The 23,562-nt window shown below is 47.0% G+C and carries 26 protein-coding genes; all 26 read right to left on the reverse strand.

What is annotated here, in order from left to right; translation table 11 throughout:
• Window positions 1-38 precede the first annotated feature (38 nt).
• A complete protein-coding gene (locus B3G15_RS08635; RefSeq protein WP_050677461.1) occupies window positions 39-1,739 on the reverse strand; it encodes a proline--tRNA ligase in 1,701 nt (566 codons plus the stop codon).
• Between the two features lie 34 nt (window positions 1,740-1,773).
• Window positions 1,774-3,015 carry an RIP metalloprotease RseP gene (gene rseP / locus B3G15_RS08640; protein ID WP_023468687.1) on the reverse strand — a complete coding sequence of 414 codons (1,242 nt, stop codon included), beginning with the start codon at window positions 3,013-3,015 and terminating at the stop codon, window positions 1,774-1,776.
• A gap of 14 nt (window positions 3,016-3,029) precedes the next feature.
• Window positions 3,030-4,184 (reverse strand): 1-deoxy-D-xylulose-5-phosphate reductoisomerase, encoded by a 1,155-nt coding sequence (locus B3G15_RS08645; RefSeq protein WP_290720041.1) that lies wholly within the window; start codon window positions 4,182-4,184, stop codon window positions 3,030-3,032.
• A gap of 14 nt (window positions 4,185-4,198) precedes the next feature.
• Window positions 4,199-4,999 (reverse strand): phosphatidate cytidylyltransferase, encoded by an 801-nt coding sequence (locus B3G15_RS08650; RefSeq protein ID WP_023468689.1) that lies wholly within the window; start codon window positions 4,997-4,999, stop codon window positions 4,199-4,201.
• A gap of 19 nt (window positions 5,000-5,018) precedes the next feature.
• Complete coding sequence (locus tag B3G15_RS08655) at window positions 5,019-5,759, reverse strand: isoprenyl transferase (protein ID WP_290720044.1); 741 nt, start codon at window positions 5,757-5,759, stop codon at window positions 5,019-5,021.
• A 79-nt stretch (window positions 5,760-5,838) separates the two neighbouring features.
• Window positions 5,839-6,396 carry a ribosome recycling factor gene (frr, locus tag B3G15_RS08660; protein ID WP_023468691.1) on the reverse strand — a complete coding sequence of 186 codons (558 nt, stop codon included), beginning with the start codon at window positions 6,394-6,396 and terminating at the stop codon, window positions 5,839-5,841.
• A gap of 1 nt (window position 6,397) precedes the next feature.
• Window positions 6,398-7,117 carry a UMP kinase gene (gene pyrH, locus B3G15_RS08665; protein ID WP_029342047.1) on the reverse strand — a complete coding sequence of 240 codons (720 nt, stop codon included), beginning with the start codon at window positions 7,115-7,117 and terminating at the stop codon, window positions 6,398-6,400.
• A 111-nt stretch (window positions 7,118-7,228) separates the two neighbouring features.
• On the reverse strand, window positions 7,229-8,110 hold the full coding sequence (gene tsf / locus B3G15_RS08670; protein ID WP_214859806.1) for a translation elongation factor Ts: 882 nt from the start codon (window positions 8,108-8,110) through the stop codon (window positions 7,229-7,231).
• Between the two features lie 82 nt (window positions 8,111-8,192).
• Complete coding sequence (gene rpsB / locus B3G15_RS08675; RefSeq protein WP_012370721.1) at window positions 8,193-8,927, reverse strand: 30S ribosomal protein S2; 735 nt, start codon at window positions 8,925-8,927, stop codon at window positions 8,193-8,195.
• 129 nt (window positions 8,928-9,056) lie between these two features.
• A complete protein-coding gene (locus B3G15_RS08680) occupies window positions 9,057-9,485 on the reverse strand; it encodes a hypothetical protein (protein ID WP_133207497.1) in 429 nt (142 codons plus the stop codon).
• 11 nt (window positions 9,486-9,496) lie between these two features.
• Entirely contained in the window at window positions 9,497-10,270 is a 774-nt protein-coding gene (locus tag B3G15_RS08685; protein WP_047393832.1) for a FliA/WhiG family RNA polymerase sigma factor, read from the reverse strand.
• A 13-nt stretch (window positions 10,271-10,283) separates the two neighbouring features.
• Window positions 10,284-10,766 carry a chemotaxis protein CheD gene (locus B3G15_RS08690; protein ID WP_029342052.1) on the reverse strand — a complete coding sequence of 161 codons (483 nt, stop codon included), beginning with the start codon at window positions 10,764-10,766 and terminating at the stop codon, window positions 10,284-10,286.
• Window positions 10,759-11,367 (reverse strand): chemotaxis protein CheC, encoded by a 609-nt coding sequence (locus tag B3G15_RS08695; protein WP_290720059.1) that lies wholly within the window; start codon window positions 11,365-11,367, stop codon window positions 10,759-10,761. The genes B3G15_RS08690 and B3G15_RS08695 overlap by 8 nt, the downstream gene beginning before the upstream one ends.
• A complete protein-coding gene (locus B3G15_RS08700) occupies window positions 11,360-11,788 on the reverse strand; it encodes a chemotaxis protein CheW (protein WP_029342054.1) in 429 nt (142 codons plus the stop codon). The genes B3G15_RS08695 and B3G15_RS08700 overlap by 8 nt, the downstream gene beginning before the upstream one ends.
• 11 nt (window positions 11,789-11,799) lie before the next feature.
• Complete coding sequence (locus tag B3G15_RS08705) at window positions 11,800-13,803, reverse strand: chemotaxis protein CheA (protein ID WP_214859805.1); 2,004 nt, start codon at window positions 13,801-13,803, stop codon at window positions 11,800-11,802.
• Between the two features lie 21 nt (window positions 13,804-13,824).
• Complete coding sequence (locus tag B3G15_RS08710) at window positions 13,825-14,679, reverse strand: MinD/ParA family protein (RefSeq protein ID WP_050677468.1); 855 nt, start codon at window positions 14,677-14,679, stop codon at window positions 13,825-13,827.
• On the reverse strand, window positions 14,676-15,719 hold the full coding sequence (locus B3G15_RS08715; RefSeq protein ID WP_214859804.1) for a flagellar biosynthesis protein FlhF: 1,044 nt from the start codon (window positions 15,717-15,719) through the stop codon (window positions 14,676-14,678). Before B3G15_RS08715 ends, B3G15_RS08710 begins: the two co-directional genes overlap by 4 nt.
• Window positions 15,720-15,722: 3 nt before the next feature.
• On the reverse strand, window positions 15,723-17,747 hold the full coding sequence (flhA, locus tag B3G15_RS08720) for a flagellar biosynthesis protein FlhA (RefSeq protein WP_149427588.1): 2,025 nt from the start codon (window positions 17,745-17,747) through the stop codon (window positions 15,723-15,725).
• Between the two features lie 14 nt (window positions 17,748-17,761).
• Entirely contained in the window at window positions 17,762-18,853 is a 1,092-nt protein-coding gene (gene flhB, locus B3G15_RS08725) for a flagellar biosynthesis protein FlhB (RefSeq protein WP_029342059.1), read from the reverse strand.
• 4 nt (window positions 18,854-18,857) lie between these two features.
• Window positions 18,858-19,625: a flagellar biosynthetic protein FliR gene (gene fliR, locus B3G15_RS08730; protein ID WP_029342060.1), complete on the reverse strand. Its 768-nt coding sequence runs from the start codon at window positions 19,623-19,625 to the stop codon at window positions 18,858-18,860.
• The gene (gene fliQ, locus B3G15_RS08735) at window positions 19,622-19,894 is read right to left on the reverse strand and encodes a flagellar biosynthesis protein FliQ (protein WP_023468705.1); all 273 of its coding nucleotides are present in this window, start codon (window positions 19,892-19,894) and stop codon (window positions 19,622-19,624) included. Before fliQ ends, fliR begins: the two co-directional genes overlap by 4 nt.
• 11 nt (window positions 19,895-19,905) lie before the next feature.
• The gene (gene fliP, locus B3G15_RS08740) at window positions 19,906-20,574 is read right to left on the reverse strand and encodes a flagellar type III secretion system pore protein FliP (protein ID WP_029342061.1); all 669 of its coding nucleotides are present in this window, start codon (window positions 20,572-20,574) and stop codon (window positions 19,906-19,908) included.
• On the reverse strand, window positions 20,571-21,062 hold the full coding sequence (locus B3G15_RS08745; protein WP_290720072.1) for a flagellar biosynthetic protein FliO: 492 nt from the start codon (window positions 21,060-21,062) through the stop codon (window positions 20,571-20,573). Before B3G15_RS08745 ends, fliP begins: the two co-directional genes overlap by 4 nt.
• The gene (locus B3G15_RS08750; protein ID WP_029342063.1) at window positions 21,059-21,424 is read right to left on the reverse strand and encodes a response regulator; all 366 of its coding nucleotides are present in this window, start codon (window positions 21,422-21,424) and stop codon (window positions 21,059-21,061) included. The genes B3G15_RS08745 and B3G15_RS08750 overlap by 4 nt, the downstream gene beginning before the upstream one ends.
• 12 nt (window positions 21,425-21,436) lie before the next feature.
• Window positions 21,437-22,570 carry a flagellar motor switch phosphatase FliY gene (fliY, locus tag B3G15_RS08755; RefSeq protein ID WP_149427590.1) on the reverse strand — a complete coding sequence of 378 codons (1,134 nt, stop codon included), beginning with the start codon at window positions 22,568-22,570 and terminating at the stop codon, window positions 21,437-21,439.
• Window position 22,571: 1 nt separating this feature from the next.
• The gene (gene fliM / locus B3G15_RS08760) at window positions 22,572-23,555 is read right to left on the reverse strand and encodes a flagellar motor switch protein FliM (RefSeq protein ID WP_029342065.1); all 984 of its coding nucleotides are present in this window, start codon (window positions 23,553-23,555) and stop codon (window positions 22,572-22,574) included.
• Window positions 23,556-23,562 lie beyond the last annotated feature (7 nt).

Below are 23,562 nucleotides of genomic sequence, written 5' to 3' on the forward strand. Positions count from 1 at the left end.
AAAACAGTCACTTTATGAAAAGTGACCGTCTCCATTCTTTATTCTAAACCTTCATAGAGTGAACGAACAGCCTCAACGACTTGTTCTTGTCCAATTTCTTCTGCATCGCCACCACGACGGGCTTTTAATTCGACGATTCCTTCTGCCGCTTTTTTGCCGACGTTCAAGCGAACCGGTAGACCGATCAAATCCGCATCGGCGAATTTGACGCCTGCTCGTTCTTTCCGGTCGTCAAGTAGGACGCTAAAACCTGCAGCTGTCAACTCACGGTATAGTGTTTCTCCGAGTTCAAGCTGTTCCGCATTTTTACCATTGACGACGATCAAATGAACATCGTATGGTGCGATCGCTTTTGGCCAAATGATCCCGCGCTCATCATAATGCTGTTCGACGACTGCCGACAATGTCCGCGAGACACCGATGCCGTAACATCCCATGATGAGTGGTTGTGCTTTACCGCCTTCATCGAGGAACGTCGCTCCCATTCCTTCAGAGTAACGTGTTCCGAGTTTGAAGACTTGACCGACTTCGATGCCACGTGCGAATTTAACGTTTCCGTTGCCGTCTGGTGACGCGTCACCTTCTTCAACGAAGCGCAAGTCTGTATATTCTGCTTCGAAATCACGACTTGGGTCGACATGGATATAATGCGTTTCCGCTTTGTTTGCACCACAGACAGCGTTCGTCAAGGCACGAATCGCGTAATCGGCGACGATCTTCATGTCTGCCCCGATCGGTCCGAGTGTTCCAGGCGTTGAGTGAAGCGCTGCTTCAATCTCTTCGTCGCTCGCCATCGTGATGTCGAGTGCTCCCAGATAGTTTTTCAATTTGATATCGTTGACTTCGTGATCGCCCCGGACGAGAGCCATGACAAGCCCTTGTTCCGTTTTGAAGATGACAGTTTTGATCGATTCATTTGCTGGTAAGTTCAGATGTGCGCTGACCGCTTCGATCGTCTTCGCATCAGCCGTATGCACTTCTTCAAGTGCTTCTGGTGCTTTGTCTTGCTTCGGATAGGCATCAATCGACTCTGCCATCTCTAAGTTCGCTGCATAATCCGATTGGTCCGAGTAGACGATCGTATCTTCACCGATTGCTGCTAACGCATGGAACTCATGTGTTCCACTACCACCAATCGCACCTGAGTCAGCGACGACTGGACGGAACTCAAGACCAACACGTGTGAAAATCCGCGAATACGTATCAAACATGTTTTGATACTCTTCGTCTAAGCTCTCTTGTGAAGAATGGAACGAATAAGCGTCCTTCATGATGAACTCGCGACCACGTAATAAACCGAAACGTGGACGACGTTCGTCACGGTACTTCATTTGAATCTGGAAGAGATTGACCGGTAACTTTTTGTACGAGTTCAATTCATCACGAACGATTGAAGTGATCAGTTCCTCGTGCGTCGCTCCGAGCGCGAACCGGCGATCATGACGATCCGTCAAGCGCATTAATTCAGGTCCATAGATATCCCAGCGTCCTGTTTCTTCCCATAGTTCAGCTGGTTGAATCGCTGGCATCAGTAATTCTTGCGCACCCGCCGCTTCTAATTCCTCGCGGATGATCGTCTCGATGTTTGCGAGTACTCGTTTTGCGAGTGGTAGATACGAATAGATCCCAGCGGCATTTTGACGCATGAATCCTGCACGAAGCAAGAGTTGGTGACTGATGGCTTCTGCATCAGATGGTACTTCACGCAACGTTGGCATGAATAGTTTTGATTGTTTCATAATGAGTCACGAACTCCTTTGACTGAGTGATTAATTAAAAGAATTTTTGAATGTCGTTCCAAGTGACGACGAGCATGAGTAGCATCAAAAGCGCAAAACCGACGAAGTGAACCAATCCTTCTTTTTGAGGATCGACCGGTTTACCGCGTAAGGCTTCAAGGAAGAGGAACAGTAAGCGTCCTCCGTCAAGTGCTGGAAGTGGCAATAGGTTGAAGACTGCTAAGTTAACGGACAACAATGCCGTCCATGTCAAAAGCATCGAGAACCCACTATCTGCGACCTGATCGGTCATCTTGACGATCCCGACTGGCCCTGATAATTGGTCGACGCCAACGACACCGGTCACGAGATCTCCAACAGCTCCGACGATGAGCGTCGACATCCGCCATGTTTCTGAAACGCCCGTTTGTAGTGCTGTTCCGAATGATTTTTCTGTCTCATTCGTAACACCGATGATGCCGACCTTCTGTTCTCCTTGCTGCTGCACTTTTGGCGTGATTTCAGTTGTCGTCTCTTTCCCATCACGCTCATATTTTACTTCTGTCGCTTTCCCAGCACGATCTTGGAATCCAGCACGTAAATCAGTCCATTTGGCTGTATCCTGTCCGTTGACTGAGATAATCCGGTCACCTTCAACAAGTCCTGCTTGATCGGCAGGTGAACCTTTTTGTACTGTTCCGATGACGCTTTCCCCTGTCGGAGAGCCATTATATAAGGCAAGACCGAATAAAATGACGAACGCGAGGACAAAGTTCATGAACGGTCCTGCAGCAATCGCAAGGACGCGTTTCCAAACGGATTTCGAACCAAATGTGCGGTCATACGGCGCAATTTGTGTCCGTGTCTGACCTTCGACAAGAAATGCTGTCGGTGAGACAGGATAGCGAACCGATGTCTCGTCTTGTAACCCAACGAGTTCGAGTTGACGCAACAAGTCAATCCGCTCGACAGTAACGACTTGATCGACTTGTGGCTGATCTGCATCGAAATAAATCGTCTCGATGACACCGTCCTTTAACTGTAATCCAACGGTTTGACCTGATTTAATCTCTACGAGTTCAGGTTCTTCACCCGCCATCTTGACGTAACCGCCAATCGGCAACAGGCGCACCGTATACAACGTCTCATTCTTAAACACTGAAAAGATCTTCGGTCCAAATCCAATCGCGAATTCCCGACAGAGAATACCTGCCCGCTTCGCCATTACGAGATGACCCCATTCATGGACGGCGACGAGTACACCGAACATCAGCACGATTGAAATAAAGGTCGTCATTACTTATCCCATCCTTAGTTAGCGAATGTAAGAGACGATACGAACTCACGCGCCCATCGATCAGCTTCAAGGATTTGATCCAAGGAAGGCTCGTCGATAAGGGTATGAGCTTGAAGCGCCGCCTCGACGCTCGCTTCGATTTCTAAAAAGCGAATGTCCCCTTTTAAGAAACGGTCCACCGCTTGTTCGTTCGCAGCATTGAGTACTGATGGCATCGATCCACCGGCTTGACCCGCTTCAAAAGCAAGTCGTAACAACGGATAACGATCAAATGATGCATCAGCAAAGTGTAAGCGTCCGATTTCCTTTAAGTTTAACCGTTCTCCCCCTTGGATTTCAAGGCGGGACGGATATGTAAGAGCGTACTGAATCGGTTCTCTCATGTCGGGCATACCAAGCTGAGCCATGACAGCTCCATCATTGAATTCGACCATCGAGTGAATGATCGATTCACGGTGAATGACGACATCGATATCCGCATAGTCGACATCAAATAACCAGTGCGCTTCAATGACTTCGAACCCTTTGTTCATCATCGTCGCCGAATCAATCGTGATTTTTGCTCCCATCGACCAGTTCGGATGCGCCAGTGCTTGTTCGACCGTCACGTCTGCTAGTTCTTCCCGTGATTGATCACGGAAGCTTCCGCCTGATGCTGTCAAGATGATTTGACGGACATCTTCTCGTCGCTCACCGTTCAAGCATTGGAAAATCGCCGCATGTTCACTATCAACGGGTAAAATCGTCACGTTTTTTTCACGTGCGAGCTTCATGACAAGGTGCCCTGCCGTGACGAGTGTTTCTTTGTTCGCAAGACCAATCGTTTTACCCGCCTCGATTGCAGCAAGCGTTGGACGTAAGCCAACAGCTCCTACGACCGCTGTAATGACCGTATCGACTTCAGGATGCGTTACGACATCAAGCAATCCTTCTTCACCGATGACGATTGTCGGCTGATAGGTTAACTGTTGCTCGAGTTCTTGACGTGTTGTCTCATCTTGGACTCCGACAAGCATCGGTTGCAAACGATTCAACCACGGTACGGCAACCGTCGTGTTGCGACCAAATGCAAAACTCGTCAATTCAAAAAGCTCTGGATTAGCCGCAATGACATCAAGCGTCTGCGTACCAATCGATCCAGTTCCACCGATGATACTGATTTTCTTCATAATGAAGCGCCTCCTCAAGCAAAGATATCGAGTACGACGAGGACCGTAAAGACGATCATCATGCTGTCGAACCGATCAAGAATACCACCATGACCCGGTAGTAACGTTCCAGAATCCTTCACACCATAATGGCGTTTGTAAGCGGACTGGACCAAGTCACCAAGTTGCCCAACGACGGCAACGATGATGGCAAGGACAATGACTTTCCCAAAACCGACTGTCGGTTCGATACTTTCGAACACGACACCGAGTAAGATGGCAAGTAACACGCCACCGACTGCCCCTTCAATCGTCTTGTTCGGGCTGATTGACGGCCACAGTTTATTCTTACCAAATCGCTTCCCGACGAAGTACGCCCCTGAATCCGTAAACCAGATCAAGAGAATGATCAAGAGCGACCACGTTAATCCATGTTCGAGTAAACGGATGTAGGCGAACGATGCAAAACCGACACCGACATAAACCGCAGTCAGCAGTAAAAAGGCGACATCATCGAACGTAAAGACATTTTTCGAAAACACGTTCCAAAAGAGACCGATCAATAAAATGATCATTGCCCAAGCGATTGGTGAAAGTCCGATTGGGAGTGTCCGATCGACTGCCTCTTCATAGATACCGACGAATGGTAATAATGTGCCGATCCCGAATAAAATCCGTGGAATGCGCGAGCCGCTCCATTGTCGCATCCGGACGAGCTCGGTATAACCGAGAATCGTTAGTACTGCCATAAACGCTAAAAAGGGAAGTCCACCGATGTACAAAAGCGCCAAAAAGATGGCGCCTGCCCATATCCCTGTGATAATCCGAGTTTTCATAAGCTAGTTCCTCATTTAATCAGACGCCGCCAAATCGGCGTGTCCGTTGATTGTAATCTTCAATTGCTGCCAAGAAAGCATCCCGACGAAACTCTGGCCACAAGACATCTGTAAAATAAAACTCTGCGTACGCCGCTTGCCAAAGTAAGAAGTTCGATAACCGTTGTTCGCCACTCGTTCGAATCACGAAATCGACATCGGTTACGGATCCTGTCATTAGCTCGCGCTCGATCGTCTCCTGTGTAATCGCATCCGGTGACAATGTTCCTGCCTGAACCTGTGCGCCCAGTTTTCGCATGACTTGTACGAGCTCATCGCGTCCTCCATAATTCAGAGCGAAAATCAGACGAAGTCCTGTATTGTGTTGCGTATCCAGTTTCGCTTGTTCCACTGCCTCACGTGTGAAATGAGGGAGGCGTGACACTTCTCCTGCTACCTCGACTTTGACATTTTGCGCGTCTAACTCTTTTAAATCCGACTCTAAAAATTGTGCCGGTAGCTTCATGAGAAAACTCACTTCTTCTTCCGGACGCGTCCAATTCTCCGTCGAGAAGGCGTATAATGTCAGACTCTTAACGCCGAGTTCATTTGCAACCCGAACGACTTCACGAATCGATTTCATACCTTCGCGATGTCCCATGATACGCGGAAGTCCGCGTTTTTGTGCCCATCTACCGTTTCCATCCATGATGATAGCGACGTGCTCAGGCACCCGGTCATAGGTTTCGGTTTCTTTCGTCTGATTCAACCATTGAAACATCCGCACTTCCTCCTCTCTCAATTATGAAGAAAGGGACTCTTCGTGTGACAAAGAGTCCCCCCCATGACGATCCGTCGCGTCATACTTCCATGATTTCTTGTTCTTTTTCCGTTGCTGTCTGATCAAGTTGTTTAACGAACTTGTCTGTCAACGTCTGAACATCTTCTGTGTAGCCACGCAAATCATCTTCTGTCAATGCACCATCTTTTTCTTGTTTCTTTAACTGCTCGTTCGTATCACGACGAATGTTACGGAGGGCAACCTTACCTTCTTCCGTATACTTCTTGACGAGTTTGACGAGTTCCTTCCGGCGCTCTTCCGTTAGTGGTGGAATCGCAAGACGGATGACTGTACCATCAGATGATGGCGCAAGACCAAGATCAGCACGTTGAATCGCTTTTTCAATCTCGCTTACCATTGATTTATCCCATGGAGTGATCAAGATCAGACGTGCTTCTGGTGTGTTGACGTTCGCTACTTGATTGAGCGGTGTCGGTGAACCGTAGTATTCGACTTGAACAGGATCTAAAATCGCAACGTTCGCACGACCTGCGCGGAGTGTCGCAAGTTCTTTCTTAAGTGAAAGATGTGCTTTTTCCATCCGTTCTTCGGCTTGTTTTAAGATTTCTTTTGACATATTATTTCCCCCTTACGATTGTCCCGATTTCGTCACCGATGACGACACGTTTGATGTTACCTTCTTCCATCAACGAGAAGACGATGAGCGGGATGTCATTGTCCATACAAAGTGATGTTGCTGTAGAATCCATGACTTGAAGTCCATCCTTTAAGACATCCAAGTAAGAGAGCGTTTCGAATTTCTTCGCTTCTGGATCAACATTCGGGTCAGCTGAGTACACACCATCGACGTTGTTTTTCGCCATCAAGATGACCTCTGCTTCAATTTCAGCTGCACGAAGAGCAGCTGTCGTATCTGTTGAGAAGTACGGGTTCCCTGTACCTGCTGCAAAGATGACGACACGTCCTTTTTCGAGGTGACGCATCGCACGGCGACGAATGTACGGTTCTGCTACTTGGCGCATCTCGATTGATGTTTGAACACGTGTTTCAACACCTACATCTTCTAAGCTGTCTTGAAGCGCAAGCGAGTTCATGACTGTCGCTAACATCCCCATATAATCGGCGTTGGCCCGGTCCATCCCAAGTTCTGCACCTGTTTTGCCACGCCAAATGTTTCCAGCTCCGACGACGACCGCTACTTCAACGTTCAATTCAACTAATTCGCGAATCTGTTCCGAGATAGATTTGACGATGACAGGATTGATCCCAAACCCTTGATCTCCTGCGAGCGCTTCTCCGCTCAATTTTAACACAATCCGGTTATATTTCGGTTGCATGACTATGTCCCCCTTGCTAAATTCCGTAAAAAAGGAACACGAACCACTTCCACACGAAAGTGGATTGAAGCATACGTGTTCCTTCTCTTGTCATCAGGATGATCCCGATTCTTATTTTTTAAGTTGGTTCATAACTTCTTCAGCGAAGTTCTCTTCGCGTTTTTCCATACCTTCTCCAACTTCGAAGCGTACGAATGACACGACTTTACCGCCTTTAGATTCTACATATTTACCAACTTTGAAGTCTGGATCCTTGACGAACGTTTGATCGACGAGGCAGATTTCCTCGAAGAACTTGTTCATACGACCGACGATCATTTTTTCAACGATGTTAGCTGGTTTTCCTTCGTTCAATGCTTGCTCAGTGAGAACTTTTTCTTCACGTGCTTTTTCTTCTTCTGTGACAGAAGTACGGTCAACGTAAAGTGGACGTGCTGCTGCGATGTGCATTGCAACGTCTTTTGCAACTGTTTCGTCTGTCGTACCTTCGATAACGACGACTGAACCGATGCGTCCACCCATATGGAGGTAAGAACCGAAGACTGCGTCATCTGATTTTGTGAAGAGTGCTACGCGACGGAGTGAGATTTTCTCTCCGATTGTTGAAGCTTCTTCTGAAATGTATGTGTCGATTGTTTTACCTGCTTCGTATTCAGAAGCAAGAGCTGCTTCAGCAGTCTCAGAACCGTTACGGAGAACAGCGTCTGCGATATTTTGAACGAGTGTTTGGAAACGTTCGTTTTTCGCAACGAAGTCTGTTTCTGAGTTGATTTCGACGAGTGCCGCTTTGTTGCCGTCAACTGCAACTGCAGTCAACCCTTCAGCAGCGATACGATCGCCTTTTGCTGCTGCTTTAGCAATCCCTTTTTCACGCAAGAAATCTACTGCTGCGTTCATGTCACCGTCAGTTTCAACGAGTGCTTTTTTGCAGTCGAGCATACCTGCACCTGTTTTTTCACGAAGTTCTTTAACCATTGCTGCTGTAATAGCCATTCGATATTCCTCCTTATAACATCCTTAGTTTCAAAAAAAAGGTGATAAAAGGTCGATTCCCTTTATCACCTGGCATCACGAATTACTCAGCGTCTGCTACTACTTCTTCAGTAGTTTCAGGTGCTACGTTATCTTCGCCTTGTTTAACTTCGAGGATTGCGTCAGCCATTTTACCAGTGAGCAATTTGACTGCACGGATCGCATCGTCGTTCGCTGGGATGACGTAGTCGATTTCGTCTGGATCACAGTTAGTATCAACAATCGCAACGATTGGGATGTTGAGTTTGTGTGCTTCTGCAATCGCGATACGCTCTTTGCGTGGGTCAACGATGAAGAGTGCATCCGGAACGCCTGGCATATCTTTGATACCGCCGAGGAATTTCTCAAGACGAGTCATTTCTTTTTTAAGAATGATGACTTCTTTTTTAGGAAGAACTTCGAATGTACCGTTTTCTTCCATTTTTTCGAGTTGTTTCAAACGGTTGATACGTTTTTTGATTGTAGAGAAGTTCGTGAGAGTTCCACCCAACCAACGTTCGTTGATGAAGTATTGACCTGCACGGATCGCTTCTTCTTTCACAGTGTCTTGAGCTTGTTTTTTCGTACCAACGAAAAGAACGTTTCCGCCTTCAGACGCTACTTCACGGATGAAGTTGTATGCTTCGTCTACTTTTTTGACCGTTTTTTGAAGGTCGATGATGTAGATTCCGTTCCGTTCTGTGAAGATGTATTTTGCCATTTTTGGGTTCCAACGGCGTGTTTGGTGACCGAAGTGTACACCAGCTTCTAACAATTGTTTCATCGAGATTACTGCCATGATGAATTCCTCCTTTTGGGTTTTGGATGTCCTCCGCGATGATCGTCTGTCCAGCTAACCTATTAAAGGCACCGCAGCTGGCGATACATGCGTGCGTAATTAACACCGTAGACTAATATAGCATAAAGATTACCGAGGGGCAACCTTCGTTTGATGAGAAAGTTTAGCAATCAAAGCAACCTCTCCCGTCCCACGATTCAAAGACCGCGCAAGCGTCTCAAGATCTGCTCCTTCTCGTAGCGCCTGCTTGACATCCGTTAACGTTGGTTCTTTTGAAATGGATTGTTCGATTTCGACGGTTTCCGATTTTTCGTATGTAGCCGCCTTCACCATCTGTGGAGACGCGTTCGGTACTTGATCAACTTGTTCGTTCGCTTCAATTACGGATGTCTCCGTCATGGCGTTGACGTTCTCCATGAAATGAAGCAACACTTGTTCCGTCTCATTCTTTTCACGTTCCAACCGGGTAATTCGGTCTTTAAGCGCTGCCTGCTGGCGAAACAACACCAGCAGCGCATAACAGACTAAAGCAGCTAATAAAATATAAACGACAGTCATAATTCTTCCTTTCACATGGCGACACGATCTGCTAAGTAGGCACTTCCGAGCGCATTCTTCAACTTACGAAGCGCTTTTGAATGGATTTGTGAAATACGGGAAGTCGAGAGCCCGAGGACTTCACCAATTTCCGTAAGCGTCAATTCTTCATAATAGAACAACGAGACGACAAGTTGTTCTTTTTCGGATAGTCCTTCGACTTCCTCTGCCAGTTTAGCGATCAACTCCCGCATTAATAACATATCTTCCGGTGTAGCAGTATCTGGATCTAAATAGGAGACGGTCATCGCCTTCCCCTCATCCTGTAGCGTGACTGCTTCATCGATCGATAATACATTCGCAAAATAGCTTTCTGCTAAAGCACCCTTGACCTCGTCCGGTGTCATGTCGACGATGGAAGAGACTTCGTCTAATGTCGGCGTCCGTTGCAAAGATTGTTCAAGGATCTCGACTGCTGCCTCGACCCGTTTTGCTTTTTCCCGTAAGGAACGTGGTAACCAATCGATTTTACGAAGCCCATCTAAAATAGCTCCTCGAATCCGAAAGGCGGCATACGTGTCGAATTTATTATTATGATTTTGATCGAATTTTTGAAGCGCATCGTACAATCCCATCATCCCTAAACTTTTCAACTCGTCTCGATCGACACTTTTAGGCAACGTCGCACTTAAACGCTGAACGTGGTATTGAACAAGTGGTTCATAATTGTGAAGTAACAGGTCTGCCACCGCAATATCGCGTGTGGTCAGCCATCGATCCCAAAGTTGTTGTAATTCCTCACGCATGACCATTCCTCCTCTAGATTTCCAGCGTCCCGACATTCACCGTCCGGATGACGAGACGCCCTGATTGTGAGTGGAACTCGATCGTTCGTCCATTCGTGCCGCCAACATCTTCGGCAACGAGTGGAATTTTGACTTGTTGAAGCATTGCTTTGACCGCAGCGATGTTTCGCTCACCAATCCGCATTGATTCATGTTCATACTTAAATTGAAACATCTGAGCCCCTCCCGCAATCTTCGCACGTAATCGGATGGCTCCACTTGCTCGTAATTCGCGGGCTACCTCTAGAATTGCCGTATCCGCGAACTTTCCGACTTCAAGCTCCCGATTCCGACTGATCGCTGAATCAGGCAACATGACATGTGCCATACTCGATAACCCTCGTTCCTGGTCATAGATGACGACGCCTACACACGATCCAAGACCCGCCGTCCGTAAAATGACGGGGCGTTTACTGATGGCGTACTCCGCAATCCCAATCCGTACGATTTCATCCATTCAAGTCCACACCCAATCGTTCGAAGACCGTCTGAAAGGCGTTCGCTTCAGGCAACAAAAGTAAATGTCCGGTCAAATCGTTTCCTTCACTAGACAAATGCGTGTCGATATAGACAGCCATATTTCCTGGAGTCGTTGATTCAAGTAAGGCTACTTCAAGTAACGCACCAACCATATCAAACGCTGATGCAGGAACACTGACATGTAACGATAAATCAAGCCAATCGGAGATGGCCCGAGCATATGCTCCTATTAAAATATTCCCAATTTCTTCCCAAGCAGAAACCCCCATTTCGTGGGAATCGGAAAAAAAGTGGAATTCCGTTTGCATCAATTGGCTCACGAGCTTCTCTGCATCACGAAGTGGCATCAAAAAAAGTAACGTTGCTTGAATATCGCCAGAAAAACGTAACAATGCACCAGCGGTATACGTTTCCGCCCCTCCACTTCGCTCGATGATCGTCGTGAAATCCTCAAGTTCAGCGGAAGGTACTTCGATCTCAATCGGTTGTCCAAGTAAGGTCGAAAGTGCTGTTGCTGCGTGACCAGCTCCAATGTTGCCGACTTCCCGTAAAATGTCCCGTTCGTTTGGATTAAGCATGAACGATGTCCTCAAATAAGCGATTCGGCTCAATCAACGAAAACAATTGCTGATCGCCTTTTGCGACTGCAGTCAAATACGAGGCATCCTCCTGCTTTTGTTCACTGAGCGGTTCAATCCGAACATCCGTTGATTCGACGACTTCGTTTGCCCGGTCGACGATGAATCCAGCGTCCCCGTGCTCCAAAGTAGCGATGATGATGCGGGTTTCTTCCGTTTCTTCCATTAATTCGAATCCAAGACGGGCACGCAGGTCAATCACGGGGGTGACGACACCTCGCAAATTGATGACTCCTTTGACATAGGATGCAGCGTTCGGAATCCGTGTGATCGGGATGAGCCGTTCGATTGAACGAACAGACTGTACATCAATACCGTATGCATTATCTTCTAATTGAAAAACAACCCATTTTTGTTCCATCTTCGTTCCCCTCACTTCCGTAATAGTGCATTGCTGTCAATGATCAATGCGACTTGTCCGTCTCCAAGAATCGTCGCGCCAGAAATCGCACGGATGCCTTCTAGATAACTACCGAGTGGCTTCATGACGATCTCCTGTTGACCGATCAATTCGGATACGATCAACCCTGCTAATTTTTCGCCACTCCGGACGACGACGACCGAATAGGCTTCTGCCTCATGTTGTGGCAATCCGTAAACTTCATTCAGCGAAATAAGTGGAACCAATTGTCCACGGAAATCAAATACTTTTTCCCGGTGCGCTTGCAGGATCGCCGATTTACGTAAAGATGTCGTCTCGATGATGGCAGTCAGTGGAATTGCATACGTTTCTTGTCCGAGCTCAACGAGCATGGCTGAGATGATCGAGAGCGTCAATGGTAAACTGATACGGAAAATCGTTCCTTCTCCGCGGCGTGTCTCAACGAACACTTCTCCACCCAATGATTCGATCTTCGATTTGACGACGTCGAGACCAACACCACGACCAGACAAGTCCGTGACTTCTTCTGCTGTCGAGAAACCAGGTGCGAATAACAGCATCGAAGCCTCTTCGATCGTTAATTGCATCGCTTCTTCTTCTGTGATCAATCCTTTTTCAATCGCAATCCGTGTGACACGTTCGTGATTGATACCTGCTCCATCATCTTCAATCTCAATGAAGACTCGGTTTCCTGAATGGTAGGCACGAAGCGAAAGATTTCCTTCGACCGGCTTATTCGCTAAAATCCGTTCCGCTTTGTTTTCAATTCCATGATCGATCGCATTACGGATCAAGTGGACAAGTGGATCACCAATCTCATCGATGACTGTGCGATCAAGTTCCGTCTCAGCACCCGTAATGTGTAGTTTGATATGTTTTCCGACATCCTTCGAAACGGAACGCACCATTCGTGGGAAGCGGTTGAATACTTGTTCGATCGGCATCATTCGTAACGTTAAAACGAGTGATTGCAATTCGTTCGTGCCCCGTTTGATCCGTTCGACCGTATCTGTCAATTCCGGTGAGCTGACTTCTGCTGCAATACGCTCCAAACGTCCGCGGTCGATGATGAACTCTTCGAACAGATTCATCAAACGATCAATCCGCTCGAGATTGACACGAATCGTTTTCGAAGCGACAGGCACAGATAGATCTGTCTGTTCTGGTGAATCCGGTGAAGCTATTGGTGCAGGTACTGATGTCGCAACCGGCACTTCCTGTGGAAGGGTGGATGTCGCCACCTCTGCTTCTGGTGTTGCTTCGAACACGTCCATCGTTACTGTTGCGACTTCAGAAACCGAGGCAACCGCCTCTTGAATGACCGATTGCTCTTGTTGTGTCACGAATAAAACAGAGAATGACGTCTCAAAATGTTCTTGCTCCAGTTCATCAGATGTCGGATTCGACAAAATGACATCTCCGAGCTGTTGTAAACGATCAAAGACCATGTAGACACGTGCCGCTTTTAAGATGACGTCTGCTGAAAGTTCGACTTGGACGATATAGGCTTGATAACCGGACGCAATCGATTGTTTGACGACCGCTTCCGAATAGACATCACATTCGAATGTTGATGGTACAGTTGATGGCGTAACCGAAATGATCTCTTCTTGTTCGGGACGAATGAACTGCTGTAACCGTCTCACTGTTTCCGTAACGTCAAGTTTCCCTTTTCCACCACGACTGATGTCTTCTACCATCGTTTCCAGTTGCTCAGCAGCAACGAATAGGACATCGATCAACTCAGCTGTAGCAGATTGTTTCTTTGATCTGACTAAATCAAGTGCGCTCTCCATCTCATGCGTCAAATCAGCGATCGCATCATATCCCATCGTTCCTGCCATTCCTTTTAGCGTATGGGCAGAACGGAAAATTTGATCGATGACCGCTTCATCGTCTAATCGTTCTTCAAAAACCAATAAGCTTGTGTTAATAGCTTGTAAATGCTCCATCGACTCATCGAGGAACAACCCCACATATTCATTTAAGTCCATGACTGATACCCTCCTTTAATCTTAACGGACATGATCTTTTCGTTTTTTCAGACGATGTAACAATCGATCTAAAAACTTCCGTTCTTTGACTTGTACACCTGTTAGAGACGTCGTGATATGATCGAGTCGCCAACTGACGTCACTCGTTCGATCCATCAAGTAAAATGGCATCTGTGCCTTGACTGCTTTGACGACTGTCGGATCTTCCGGCAAAAAACCGGTAAAGCGCAGTGGTTTTTGTAAAAATTGTTGGCTGACGAGCGCTAGTCGATCAAACGTTTCAAGTGCTTCTCCACCATTCGTCGCCCGATTGACGACGACGGAAATCGGAAGATCCGTCGCATGATGGTGTGCCAGTTTGACGAACGCATAACCGTCCATGATTGAAGTCGGCTCTGGCGTGACGATCAACCAGGCTTCGTCTGCACTACTGATAAAATCGAACGTCTGATGGTTGGCGCCGGCTCCTAAATCGAGCAACACAAAATCATACTCATAGAAAAATTGGAATTCCCGCAGTAGGAACACGACATCCTCCTTCGTCAGATTCGTCAGTTCCGCAAATCCACTCCCGCCATGAATGAAATGAAGGGATGGAGACTGTTCAACGATTGCGTGCTGGAGTGATTCTCGTCGTTTGACGCATTCCATCAAGGATGACTTCGATGATTTACCGAATAGAATACCAATGTTCGCCATCCCGATATCAAGATCAATCAAGAGTACTCGTTTTTCTTGTAACGATAATGCCACGCCAAGATTCACCGCGACATTCGTTTTTCCGACGCCACCTTTTCCACTCACGATGGCAATCGTCTTCGTTTCCTTGACGGTCACTTTTGATCGTAAGACACGTGCTTGATCTTCTCGCATCATCTCATCCCTCTCTCGACGATCATTCGGGATAACTCATCCGCCGTAGCGAACGTGATGTCTTCTGGCACTTCTTGACCCGTTGTCACGCAATAGATTGGTAACTCCGTCTCTGTCATAAGTCCAAACATCGACCACAGTTCACTTGTTTCATCTGCTTTCGAAAATACGATCCCTGATAAGGGAATCTTACTGAAACGATCGTGGATCCGTAATAAATCTCGATATTTCGATGTCAAACTAAGAACTAAGAATACATCCGTATCCTCAAAGTCATGACGACTTCGTAATTGCTCTACATATGCTTCGTCAAGGAAATTCCGTCCCGCTGTATCGACAAGTACGATATCGCATGAAGCTAGCGCCTGCTTCGCTCGTTCGAAATCTTCCAGGTCGTATGCAACATGAATCGGAATACCTAATATGTCGGCATATGTCTTCAGTTGTTCAATCGCTGAGATCCGGTATGTATCGGTTGTGATGAGACCAACTCGTTGATTTTTAATGAGCGTATGATGTGCAGCGAGTTTAGCGATGGTCGTCGTCTTACCGACACCAGTCGGTCCTGTCAGCATGACATAACGTGCAGTCGACGGCGTCACGCGCAATGCCGACTTCACTTCTTCCGTCAAGAGATCGGTTAATTCCGTTTGCTGCGTTTGATAGTACGCAGTCAGTAATCGCTCATGCAATCGTTCAGACACCTGTTGTAACGCTGGTTCTGCCAACAGCGGCGCATAATGTCGCAATTCTTTTGGCAATGGTCGTTCGCCGATCGTAACGATCGTTGGACGCATAGGGATCGGTTGGATGGTTTCCACAATGTCCTTCCGACTCGTTGTTTGCTTCGAGACGATCGGTTCGTTCGACACATGTTCATCCACCGATGCAACCAGTTCCACTTTTTTCTTCGCAAATAAGCCAAAGAATCCGCCCACTTTGATATGGCGAGTATTTAATATGATGGCATCGTTACCGAGTTCGCGTTTGATGCGTTCCATGGCTTCGCTAACGGAATCCGCCGTGACTTTTTTGACTATCATCGCTTAAATCACCCCAATACTCTTAACTTCAATCGTCGGCATTAATTCGTTATAAGACAAAATCGGAATATCTGGAAAATACCGTTCTGTCAATTGACGGACGAACATCCGGATACTTGGAGAAGTCAGGATGATCGGATGCGCCCCGTACCGTTCGAATTCCGTTGCTCGCTCCTGTAACGTCTCGATGAAACGTGTCGCCTTTTCGGGATCAAGCGCCAAATAATTTCCGAACTCCGTCTTTTGGATGGCCGACTGGATATCCAGTTCCATCTCACTCGAGACCGTCACGACATGTAAGACATCTCCTTGCATGACTTGTTCCGTAATTTGACGCGATAAGGATTGACGGACATATTCAGCAAGCAGTTCGCTGTCTTTCGTCACAGCTGCATAGTCCGCGAGCGTTTCAAAAATCAATGGTAGATTTCGAATCGAGACTTTTTCTTTTAATAATTGAACGAATACTTTTTGAAGTTCCCCGATTGATAACAGTTGTGGTGTTACTTCCTCGACCAAAATCGGATGTGATTCCTTTAAATGATCAACCAACTGTTTCGTCTCTTCTCGACCGAGTAACTCAGCTGCATGTTTCTTCAATAGCTCCGTTAAATGTGTCGCAACGACGGATGGTGGATCAACGACCGTATAGCCTGACATCTCTGCTCGACTGCGTGTCTGTTCATCGATCCAGAGCGCCGGCATACCGAAGGCTGGCTCAACCGTCTCAATACCTCGAATTTCTGGATCATCGACACCCGGGCTCATCGCTAAATAATGATCCAGTAATAGCTCACCACTTGCCATCTCACTTCCGCGAATCTTGATTCGGTACTGGTTCGGTGATAACTGCAGATGATCACGAATCCGAACGGTCGGTAGAACGAATCCAAGTTCGAGTGCTAGCTGCCGACGAATCATGACGACACGATCGAGTAAATCGCCACCTTGCGCTTCATCAGCGAGTGGAATCAAACCGTAACCGAATTCAAATTCAATCGTATCGACATTCAGTAAGGAAATGACCGATTCACTCGAACGCAAGTTTTCGCTCGGCGCTTCCTCAACCGCGACCTCTTCTTGCATCGTCTTCGTCGTCTGCTTCATTCGCCAAGCGAAGAAGCCAAATAACGCTGCAATCGGCATCGTGACGTAATCGGGAATCGCAGTAAACAGCCCGAGTAAGAAGATTGCTCCAGCTGCGATTCCGACAAGTAATGGTGTGCGTGTCAATTGACCGATGACATCTTCACCAAGATTTCCGTCGGATGTCGAGCGCGTGACAATGATTCCGGTCGCAACCGAAATCAACAGTGCTGGAATCTGACTGACGAGACCGTCCCCAACTGTTAACAACGTATACAATTTGACTGACTCCGCCATCGGTAAGCCTTGCTGAACGACACCGATGATCATTCCAAAGATCAAGTTAATGATGACAATGATGATACCAGCGATCGCATCTCCTTTAACGAACTTCGAGGCCCCGTCCATCGCCCCATAAAAGTCTGCTTCCGATTGAATTTTTTGGCGGCGGGTCCGGGCTTGCACTTCGTCAATCATGCCGGAGTTCAAGTCGGCATCGATTGCCATCTGTTTTCCGGGCATCGCATCAAGCGTAAAACGTGCCGACACTTCCGAAACTCGTTCCGAACCTTTCGTGATGACGAGGAACTGGATCAAGACGAGAATCAAGAAGACGACGAATCCGACGAGCGCATTTCCGCCGACGACGAAGTCACCGAATGCTTCAATGACTTCGCCACCATTTCCGTTTGATAGGATCGCCCGTGTCGTCGAGACGTTAAGTGCCAGACGAAACAAGGTGACGATCAATAACAACGTCGGAAATACAGAAAACTCAAGTGCCTCTTTGGCATTCATCGCAACGAGTAATACCATCAAAGCAATTAAGATATTGATGATGATTAAAAAATCGAGCATGATAGCGGGCAGTGGAATGACGAGCATGAAGACGATCATGATGACGCCTAGCAGAACCGTTAAATCTCGTGTTGATATACTCATGATGCTTCATCCTTTCATTTTGCTTGTTTCAGTTGATAGACAAAGGCGAGTGTTTCAGCGAGCGCCTGATAGAACGTTTCATCCACTGCCATACCAATCTCTGTTTGAGCGAACAACGCCCGCGCCAGCGGACGATTTTCAACAATCGGGACATCAGCTGCTGTCGCCTTCTCCCGAATCCGGAACGCGACAGCATCTACGCCTTTTGCAACGACGATCGGTGCCATATGTTTTCCGTCATCGTATTGAATCGCTACCGCATAATGGGTCGGGTTCGTGATGACGACGTCGGCATTCGGTATTTCTTGCATCATCCGCCGCATCGCCATCTCCCGTTGTTGTTGTTTAATCTTTCCTTTGATTTGAGGGTCACCTTCCGTATTCTTATGCTCATCCTTTAAATCCTGTTTACTCATTCGAATCGACTTTTCAAAATCAAATTTTTGATATGCGAAGTCCAGAATGGCTAACGCGATCAAGGCGATACTGACCGACAAACCGAGCAAAAATGTTAAATGACCAATGATAGCTAACGCATCGCCGATTGGTTCCGAGGTCAGCCTCGAAATCTCGACCTTGTTATTCCACAGAACAGTGCCACTCGTGACACCGATGACTAACAATTTAAAAACGGATTTCAAAAACTCGACGAGTGCTTTAACGCTAACGATCCGTTTGACGCCTTGAAGCGGATTGATCCGGTCCAGCTTCGGCTGAATCGCCTCACCACTTAAGAGCACACCAATCTGAACGAAGTTTCCAAGGATCCCGATGACGACCGCTGTTAAAAAGAAGGGGGCGACTAAAATCCCCATTTGTATCAGCATCTCGACTAAAATCTGTTCAATTCGTCCCTCTTCGACGGCTTGCAGAACTTGACTTGCACTGAGACCATCTTGTAGGACGAGTACGAATCGCCGTCCTAGAAATGGACCGAAAAAATAGAGAACAAGAAACATCGCGAATAACATAAAACTGCTCGTTAAATCTGCTGATTTTGCGACCTGTCCCTTTTTACGCGAGTCATCCCGCTTTCGAGGTGTCGCTTTTTCCGTCTTCTCACCAGCGAAGTACTGAAGATCAAGGCGTAATCGATATGAATGCATGTCCTTAACCTCCTAGTAATCGAATGGCGTCTGCAAGTACATCTTGCAACAATGGAACGAATCGACCGATTCCTGTGATCGTCGCTCCTGCTAATAAAAACAGAATCGCGTATCCCATTAACAGTTTGACGGAAAAACCAATCGCAAAAATGTTGAACTGGGGTGCCGTTTTCGCTAAGAAACCAAGTGCGAGATCCACTAAAAAGAGTGAAACAACAAGTGGCATCGCCATTTGTAAGGCAGTCAACATCGCAAGTCCGACGACACGGATGACCAAACTCATTCCTGCGTCGCCTGATACCGCAATCAGACTGCCCGGCGGAAAGATTTGAAAACTCGTGTAGATGCCGTCCAGTAAAATGAGATGCATATCAGAAGCGAGCAGGACGAGTAACGTCAGCATGTAATAAAATCGTCCGACGATTGGTGACTGTCCGCCAAACATCGGATCATAAGCGGAAGCCATCGCAAGACCCATCTGTAAATCAATGATCGAACCCGCAATTTGTGGGGCGTATAATAAAAAACTGGCAAGTAAGCCAAGAGCTAGACCCACTAAGACTTCCGTTCCCATCCGAAAGAAAAAATCGAAGTCTTCTACACGAACGTCCGTCTTCACGGCGTAACTCGCAAAGTAAGCAAGACCCGCTGCAAGTGCTAATTTATGTTGCGCTGGTAATTGTCTTGATGAAAACAAAGGCGCCGCAACGAGAAAACCGACGATCCGTCCAAAGACGAGCAGAAAAACACTCAGGAAAGAAAGTAATGTCATTTTCGGGAAACCTCAGCGATTTGTTTGAATAGATCAATCGTAAAGGTCTGTAACTCCTGCATAATCCAAGGTCCAAAGAAGACGAGTGCTAAAAACACGGCAACGATCTTTGGAACAAACGATAACGTCTGTTCCTGAATCTGCGTCGTCGCCTGCAAAATACTGACGAGCAGACCGACGACGAGCGAGACGAGTAACAAGGGGGCCGATACTTTGAGTAATGTCCAGACAGCAGAACTCGCCAACTGAATAATCATTTCTTGAGTCATCTTTTCTCCCCCTAACGCATACTGACGAGCAGTGATTCAACAATCAGGTGCCAGCCATCGACTAAAATAAATAACAGCAATTTAAACGGTAACGCAATCATGACTGGCGGTAACATCATCATTCCCATCGACATCAAAACACTCGAGACGACCATGTCGATGACAAGGAAAGGAATGAAGATCATGAAGCCGATTTGGAAGGCTGTCTTCAATTCACTAATCGCATATGCTGGAACGAGTGCGACGAGTGGAATATCTTCAATCTTTTCCGGTTTTTCATAATTACCGTATTTTAAGAATAGTTCTAAATCATTCGTTCGCGTGTGCTTCGACATGAAGCGTTTCATCGTATCTCCTGCTTTATCAAACGCTTCATCTTGACTAATTTTATCAGCCATGTATGGTTTTAAAGCCGTCGTGTTTAATTCCGATATGACGGGCGACATGACGAAAAGCGTAATGAATAAGGCCAGTCCGACGAGTAGCTGGTTCGGCGGCGTCTGTTGTGTTCCGAGAGCCGAACGGACGAACGACAACACGACGACGACACGCGTGAAACAAGTCATTAAGATTAGTAACGAGGGCGCCAGTGATAACAACGTCAGTAATACGAGCAGTTTAATCGATGTTGCTGTTCCTGACGGAGTATCGAGTGAGATCAGGTTTTCAATCGTATTCATGAGCGCCCTCGATTCTTCTGCAGTTGCTCGAGTTGTTGTTTGAACGTCTCAAGAAATGGTGAAGGTGCTGATTTCGAAGATGCCTCTTCAAGATCCGTCGGTTCGTATCCCTCTAAATCGTCCAGCGTGTCTAAGAGTTGTACGTTCTCACCAACACCGACGACATAAATCTTATTCTGCACTTTCACTAACTGAACCGATCGATCCTTACCAAGTGGTACACCACCTAGATGGGTCAATCGTCCGGAATGTCTGACGCCTCGCGTCCGCTCGTGAATAAAACGTGTCACGAGGATGAATCCGCCGATCAAGACGACGAGAACGACGACTCCTTTAAAGATGGTCAATGCCATGGAAGGACTCTCATCGACTTGCTGAGTCGTCGGTGCATCGTTCTTGGTTGGATTTAATTTTTCTTCGACCGTTTCAGCTTGTACAGGAAGTGTCAGCAGAAACAGAAGACAAATCAGCAAAGTCACTTTTTTCATGACGAGACAGTTTTCGAGACCGCTTCAAGCACACGATCCGCTTGGAACGGTTTGACGATGAAATCTTTTGCACCTGCTTGAATCGCGTCGATGACCATCGACTGTTGCCCCATCGCTGAACACATGATGACTTTAGCGGCAGGATTGAATGCTTTGATTTCTTTAAGCGCAGAGATTCCGTCCATCTCAGGCATCGTAATGTCTAGCGTGACGAGGTCTGGTGTCAATTCCTTATACTTCGTGACCGCTTCGCGTCCGTTTTCTGCTTCACCGACGACATCATAGCCGTTCTTCGATAGAATTTCCTTGATCATCATCCGCATGAAAGCGGCGTCGTCTACGATTAATACTTTTGCACTCATATTAGTTCCTCCTTAGAACATCCGAAGACGTTCTTTTGTATTTACGATTTCCGTAATGCGTACACCGAAATTCTCTTCGATGACGACCACTTCACCCGTTGCGATCAATGTATTGTTGACAAGAACGTCAACTGGTTCCCCTGCCAGTTTATCCAGCTCGATGACAGAACCTTGTGTTAATTCCAATATGTCACGAACGGAGCGGCGTGTCCGTCCTAACTCAACCGTGACGTTCAACGGAACATCATATAACATTCCGATATTTCCTGGCGTGCCCTCTACTTCCATCTCACCTAACTGACTAAATTGAACTGGACTGACACCGACTGGCGTTGCTTTCGGTTCAGGTGGTGGGACGACCGTTCGTTGTTCCATCGCTGGTGCCGGTGTCGGTTGCGCTTGTGGTTGTGGTTGTTCTGGTTGCGCTTGTGCCGTTGCTTGTGGTGCAGGTTCTGCTTGTTGGGTCGTACTCGCGCTAAAGAGTTTTTGAATCAATTGTTTTGAGAAATCCAGTGGTGCTAATTGAACGATTTTTGAATCGATCATCGTGCCAATCTTCAGATCAAACTCGATGATGACCATGTTCTCCCAAAGAGAAAAGCTATCGACAATGCTCTTATCTTGTGAAAAATCAAAAATTTCAACAGCAGGTGGTGAGATATCGATTCGCATGGAGAACACTGTCGACATCGATGTCGCAGCAGCTCCCATCATCTGATTCATCGCTTCCTGTACAGCAGATAGAGCAATCGGCTCCATCTCAAGCGATTCATCAATGACACCATCACCTCCCATCATCAGGTTCGCGATGACGGAAGCATCTCGCTGTGTCAGGATCAGGACATTTTCTCCTTTAAATCCTTCTGTATAGCCGACACGCAACGCGACGTGCGGAATCGGATAACGACTTCGTAATTCTTCCATCGAAATCATCCGAACATGTGGTGTCGTGATTTCTACTTTTTGATTCAACAATGCCGATAAGGCCGTTGCTGAATTCCCAAGTGAGATGTTTCCGACTTCCCCTAGCGCATCGATTTCCATATCATCTAATATTTCCTCTGCGTCCGAATCTTGCGGTTCATCGTTTGATGGCGTTCCGCGTAACAACGCATCGATTTCATCTTGCGAAAGCATATCGCTCATGTTATTCCTCCTCAATTCGTTGTAAGACTTGCAAAGCGAGGTGTTTCCCATTTAGTCCCGGTCGGGCTTTGAACATCTTCCGGTCATCGACGAATACATCGACGGCATCCGAGGCTCGCGTCTTCAGGGATAAACAATCGCCTACTTCGAGGTGTAACAATTCACCAAACGATAGCTCTGTTTGGCCGAGCACTGCTTTTAAATCGACGACGGAACTCATCAACTGCGTTTGCATGTGTTCAGACTCTTGATTATCTGCTGTCGTTCGCTTTTCTTGTTGCATCCAATAATGACTTGATAATTTCGGAAGAACGGATTCAAGGGTCACGAATGGCAAACAGACATTCAACGTACCGCTCACTTCTCCAACCGTTACGTAAATCGATACGAGGATGACCGTCTCATTCGGTGAAACGAGCTGTAGAAACTGCGGATTGATTTCTAAATCGTCGTACTCCGCCTCGACTTCCGTCACCGATTCCCAAGCGGCGCCATATTGGACGAAGGCACGTTTGAACAATTGTGTCAGAATACGCGTCTCGATCTCCGTCAAATTTTCAATCTTGTTCATCCCTTCACCCGGTCCTCCAAGTAATCGATCGAGCATCGCATAAGCAATGTTCGGATTGACTTCGAACAAGACTTTTCCATCAAGCGGATGAAGGTTCACAAGATTGATCAATGTCATGTTCGGAATAGAATGAATGAATTCATCGTACGGGAGTTGCTCGACTGTATTGACCGTGAACTGGACGTACGTCCGAAGTTGTGCAGAAAAATGCGTCGTCAACACTCGGGCGAACTGTTCATGGATACGCGTCAAATTCCGTAATTGATCTTTTGAGAAGCGAAGCGCTCGTTTAAAGTCATAGACTTTGACACGGCGCTGCTCCTCTTGGCTTCGGATTTCCTCGACTTCCATATCTCCGCTTGAAATGGCTGATAGCAAGGCATCGATTTCATGTTGGGATAATACTTCGCTCATGCTGCCA

It is taken from the genome of Exiguobacterium sp. UBA1053, assembly GCF_002316465.1.
Taxonomy (GTDB): Bacteria; Bacillota; Bacilli; order Exiguobacteriales; family Exiguobacteriaceae; genus Exiguobacterium_A; species Exiguobacterium_A abrahamii.

What these genes read in the sequence shown, in the direction of transcription:
- flhB (WP_029342059.1), bottom strand. Translation starts at nt 18,853, where the DNA reads ATGCATTCATATCGATTACGCCTTGATCTTCAGTACTTCGCTGGTGAG.
- B3G15_RS08715 (WP_214859804.1), bottom strand. Translation starts at nt 15,719, where the DNA reads ATGATAGTCAAAAAAGTCACGGCGGATTCCGTTAGCGAAGCCATGGAA.
- flhA (WP_149427588.1), bottom strand. Translation starts at nt 17,747, where the DNA reads ATGAGTATATCAACACGAGATTTAACGGTTCTGCTAGGCGTCATCATG.
- B3G15_RS08700 (WP_029342054.1), bottom strand. Translation starts at nt 11,788, where the DNA reads ATGGAACAAAAATGGGTTGTTTTTCAATTAGAAGATAATGCATACGGT.
- B3G15_RS08655 (WP_290720044.1), bottom strand. Translation starts at nt 5,759, where the DNA reads ATGTTTCAATGGTTGAATCAGACGAAAGAAACCGAAACCTATGACCGG.
- B3G15_RS08690 (WP_029342052.1), bottom strand. Translation starts at nt 10,766, where the DNA reads ATGGATGAAATCGTACGGATTGGGATTGCGGAGTACGCCATCAGTAAA.
- B3G15_RS08745 (WP_290720072.1), bottom strand. Translation starts at nt 21,062, where the DNA reads ATGAAAAAAGTGACTTTGCTGATTTGTCTTCTGTTTCTGCTGACACTT.
- B3G15_RS08650 (WP_023468689.1), bottom strand. Translation starts at nt 4,999, where the DNA reads ATGAAAACTCGGATTATCACAGGGATATGGGCAGGCGCCATCTTTTTG.
- rpsB (WP_012370721.1), bottom strand. Translation starts at nt 8,927, where the DNA reads ATGGCAGTAATCTCGATGAAACAATTGTTAGAAGCTGGTGTACACTTC.
- pyrH (WP_029342047.1), bottom strand. Translation starts at nt 7,117, where the DNA reads ATGCAACCGAAATATAACCGGATTGTGTTAAAATTGAGCGGAGAAGCG.
- rseP (WP_023468687.1), bottom strand. Translation starts at nt 3,015, where the DNA reads ATGACGACCTTTATTTCAATCGTGCTGATGTTCGGTGTACTCGTCGCC.
- fliP (WP_029342061.1), bottom strand. Translation starts at nt 20,574, where the DNA reads ATGAATACGATTGAAAACCTGATCTCACTCGATACTCCGTCAGGAACA.
- fliY (WP_149427590.1), bottom strand. Translation starts at nt 22,570, where the DNA reads ATGAGCGATATGCTTTCGCAAGATGAAATCGATGCGTTGTTACGCGGA.
- B3G15_RS08705 (WP_214859805.1), bottom strand. Translation starts at nt 13,803, where the DNA reads ATGGACTTAAATGAATATGTGGGGTTGTTCCTCGATGAGTCGATGGAG.
- B3G15_RS08750 (WP_029342063.1), bottom strand. Translation starts at nt 21,424, where the DNA reads ATGAGTGCAAAAGTATTAATCGTAGACGACGCCGCTTTCATGCGGATG.
- fliQ (WP_023468705.1), bottom strand. Translation starts at nt 19,894, where the DNA reads ATGACTCAAGAAATGATTATTCAGTTGGCGAGTTCTGCTGTCTGGACA.
- frr (WP_023468691.1), bottom strand. Translation starts at nt 6,396, where the DNA reads ATGTCAAAAGAAATCTTAAAACAAGCCGAAGAACGGATGGAAAAAGCA.
- fliM (WP_029342065.1), bottom strand. Translation starts at nt 23,555, where the DNA reads ATGAGCGAAGTATTATCCCAACATGAAATCGATGCCTTGCTATCAGCC.
- tsf (WP_214859806.1), bottom strand. Translation starts at nt 8,110, where the DNA reads ATGGCTATTACAGCAGCAATGGTTAAAGAACTTCGTGAAAAAACAGGT.
- B3G15_RS08645 (WP_290720041.1), bottom strand. Translation starts at nt 4,184, where the DNA reads ATGAAGAAAATCAGTATCATCGGTGGAACTGGATCGATTGGTACGCAG.
- B3G15_RS08635 (WP_050677461.1), bottom strand. Translation starts at nt 1,739, where the DNA reads ATGAAACAATCAAAACTATTCATGCCAACGTTGCGTGAAGTACCATCT.
- B3G15_RS08680 (WP_133207497.1), bottom strand. Translation starts at nt 9,485, where the DNA reads ATGACTGTCGTTTATATTTTATTAGCTGCTTTAGTCTGTTATGCGCTG.
- B3G15_RS08685 (WP_047393832.1), bottom strand. Translation starts at nt 10,270, where the DNA reads ATGCGTGAGGAATTACAACAACTTTGGGATCGATGGCTGACCACACGC.
- B3G15_RS08710 (WP_050677468.1), bottom strand. Translation starts at nt 14,679, where the DNA reads ATGATGCGAGAAGATCAAGCACGTGTCTTACGATCAAAAGTGACCGTC.
- fliR (WP_029342060.1), bottom strand. Translation starts at nt 19,625, where the DNA reads ATGACATTACTTTCTTTCCTGAGTGTTTTTCTGCTCGTCTTTGGACGG.
- B3G15_RS08695 (WP_290720059.1), bottom strand. Translation starts at nt 11,367, where the DNA reads ATGCTTAATCCAAACGAACGGGACATTTTACGGGAAGTCGGCAACATT.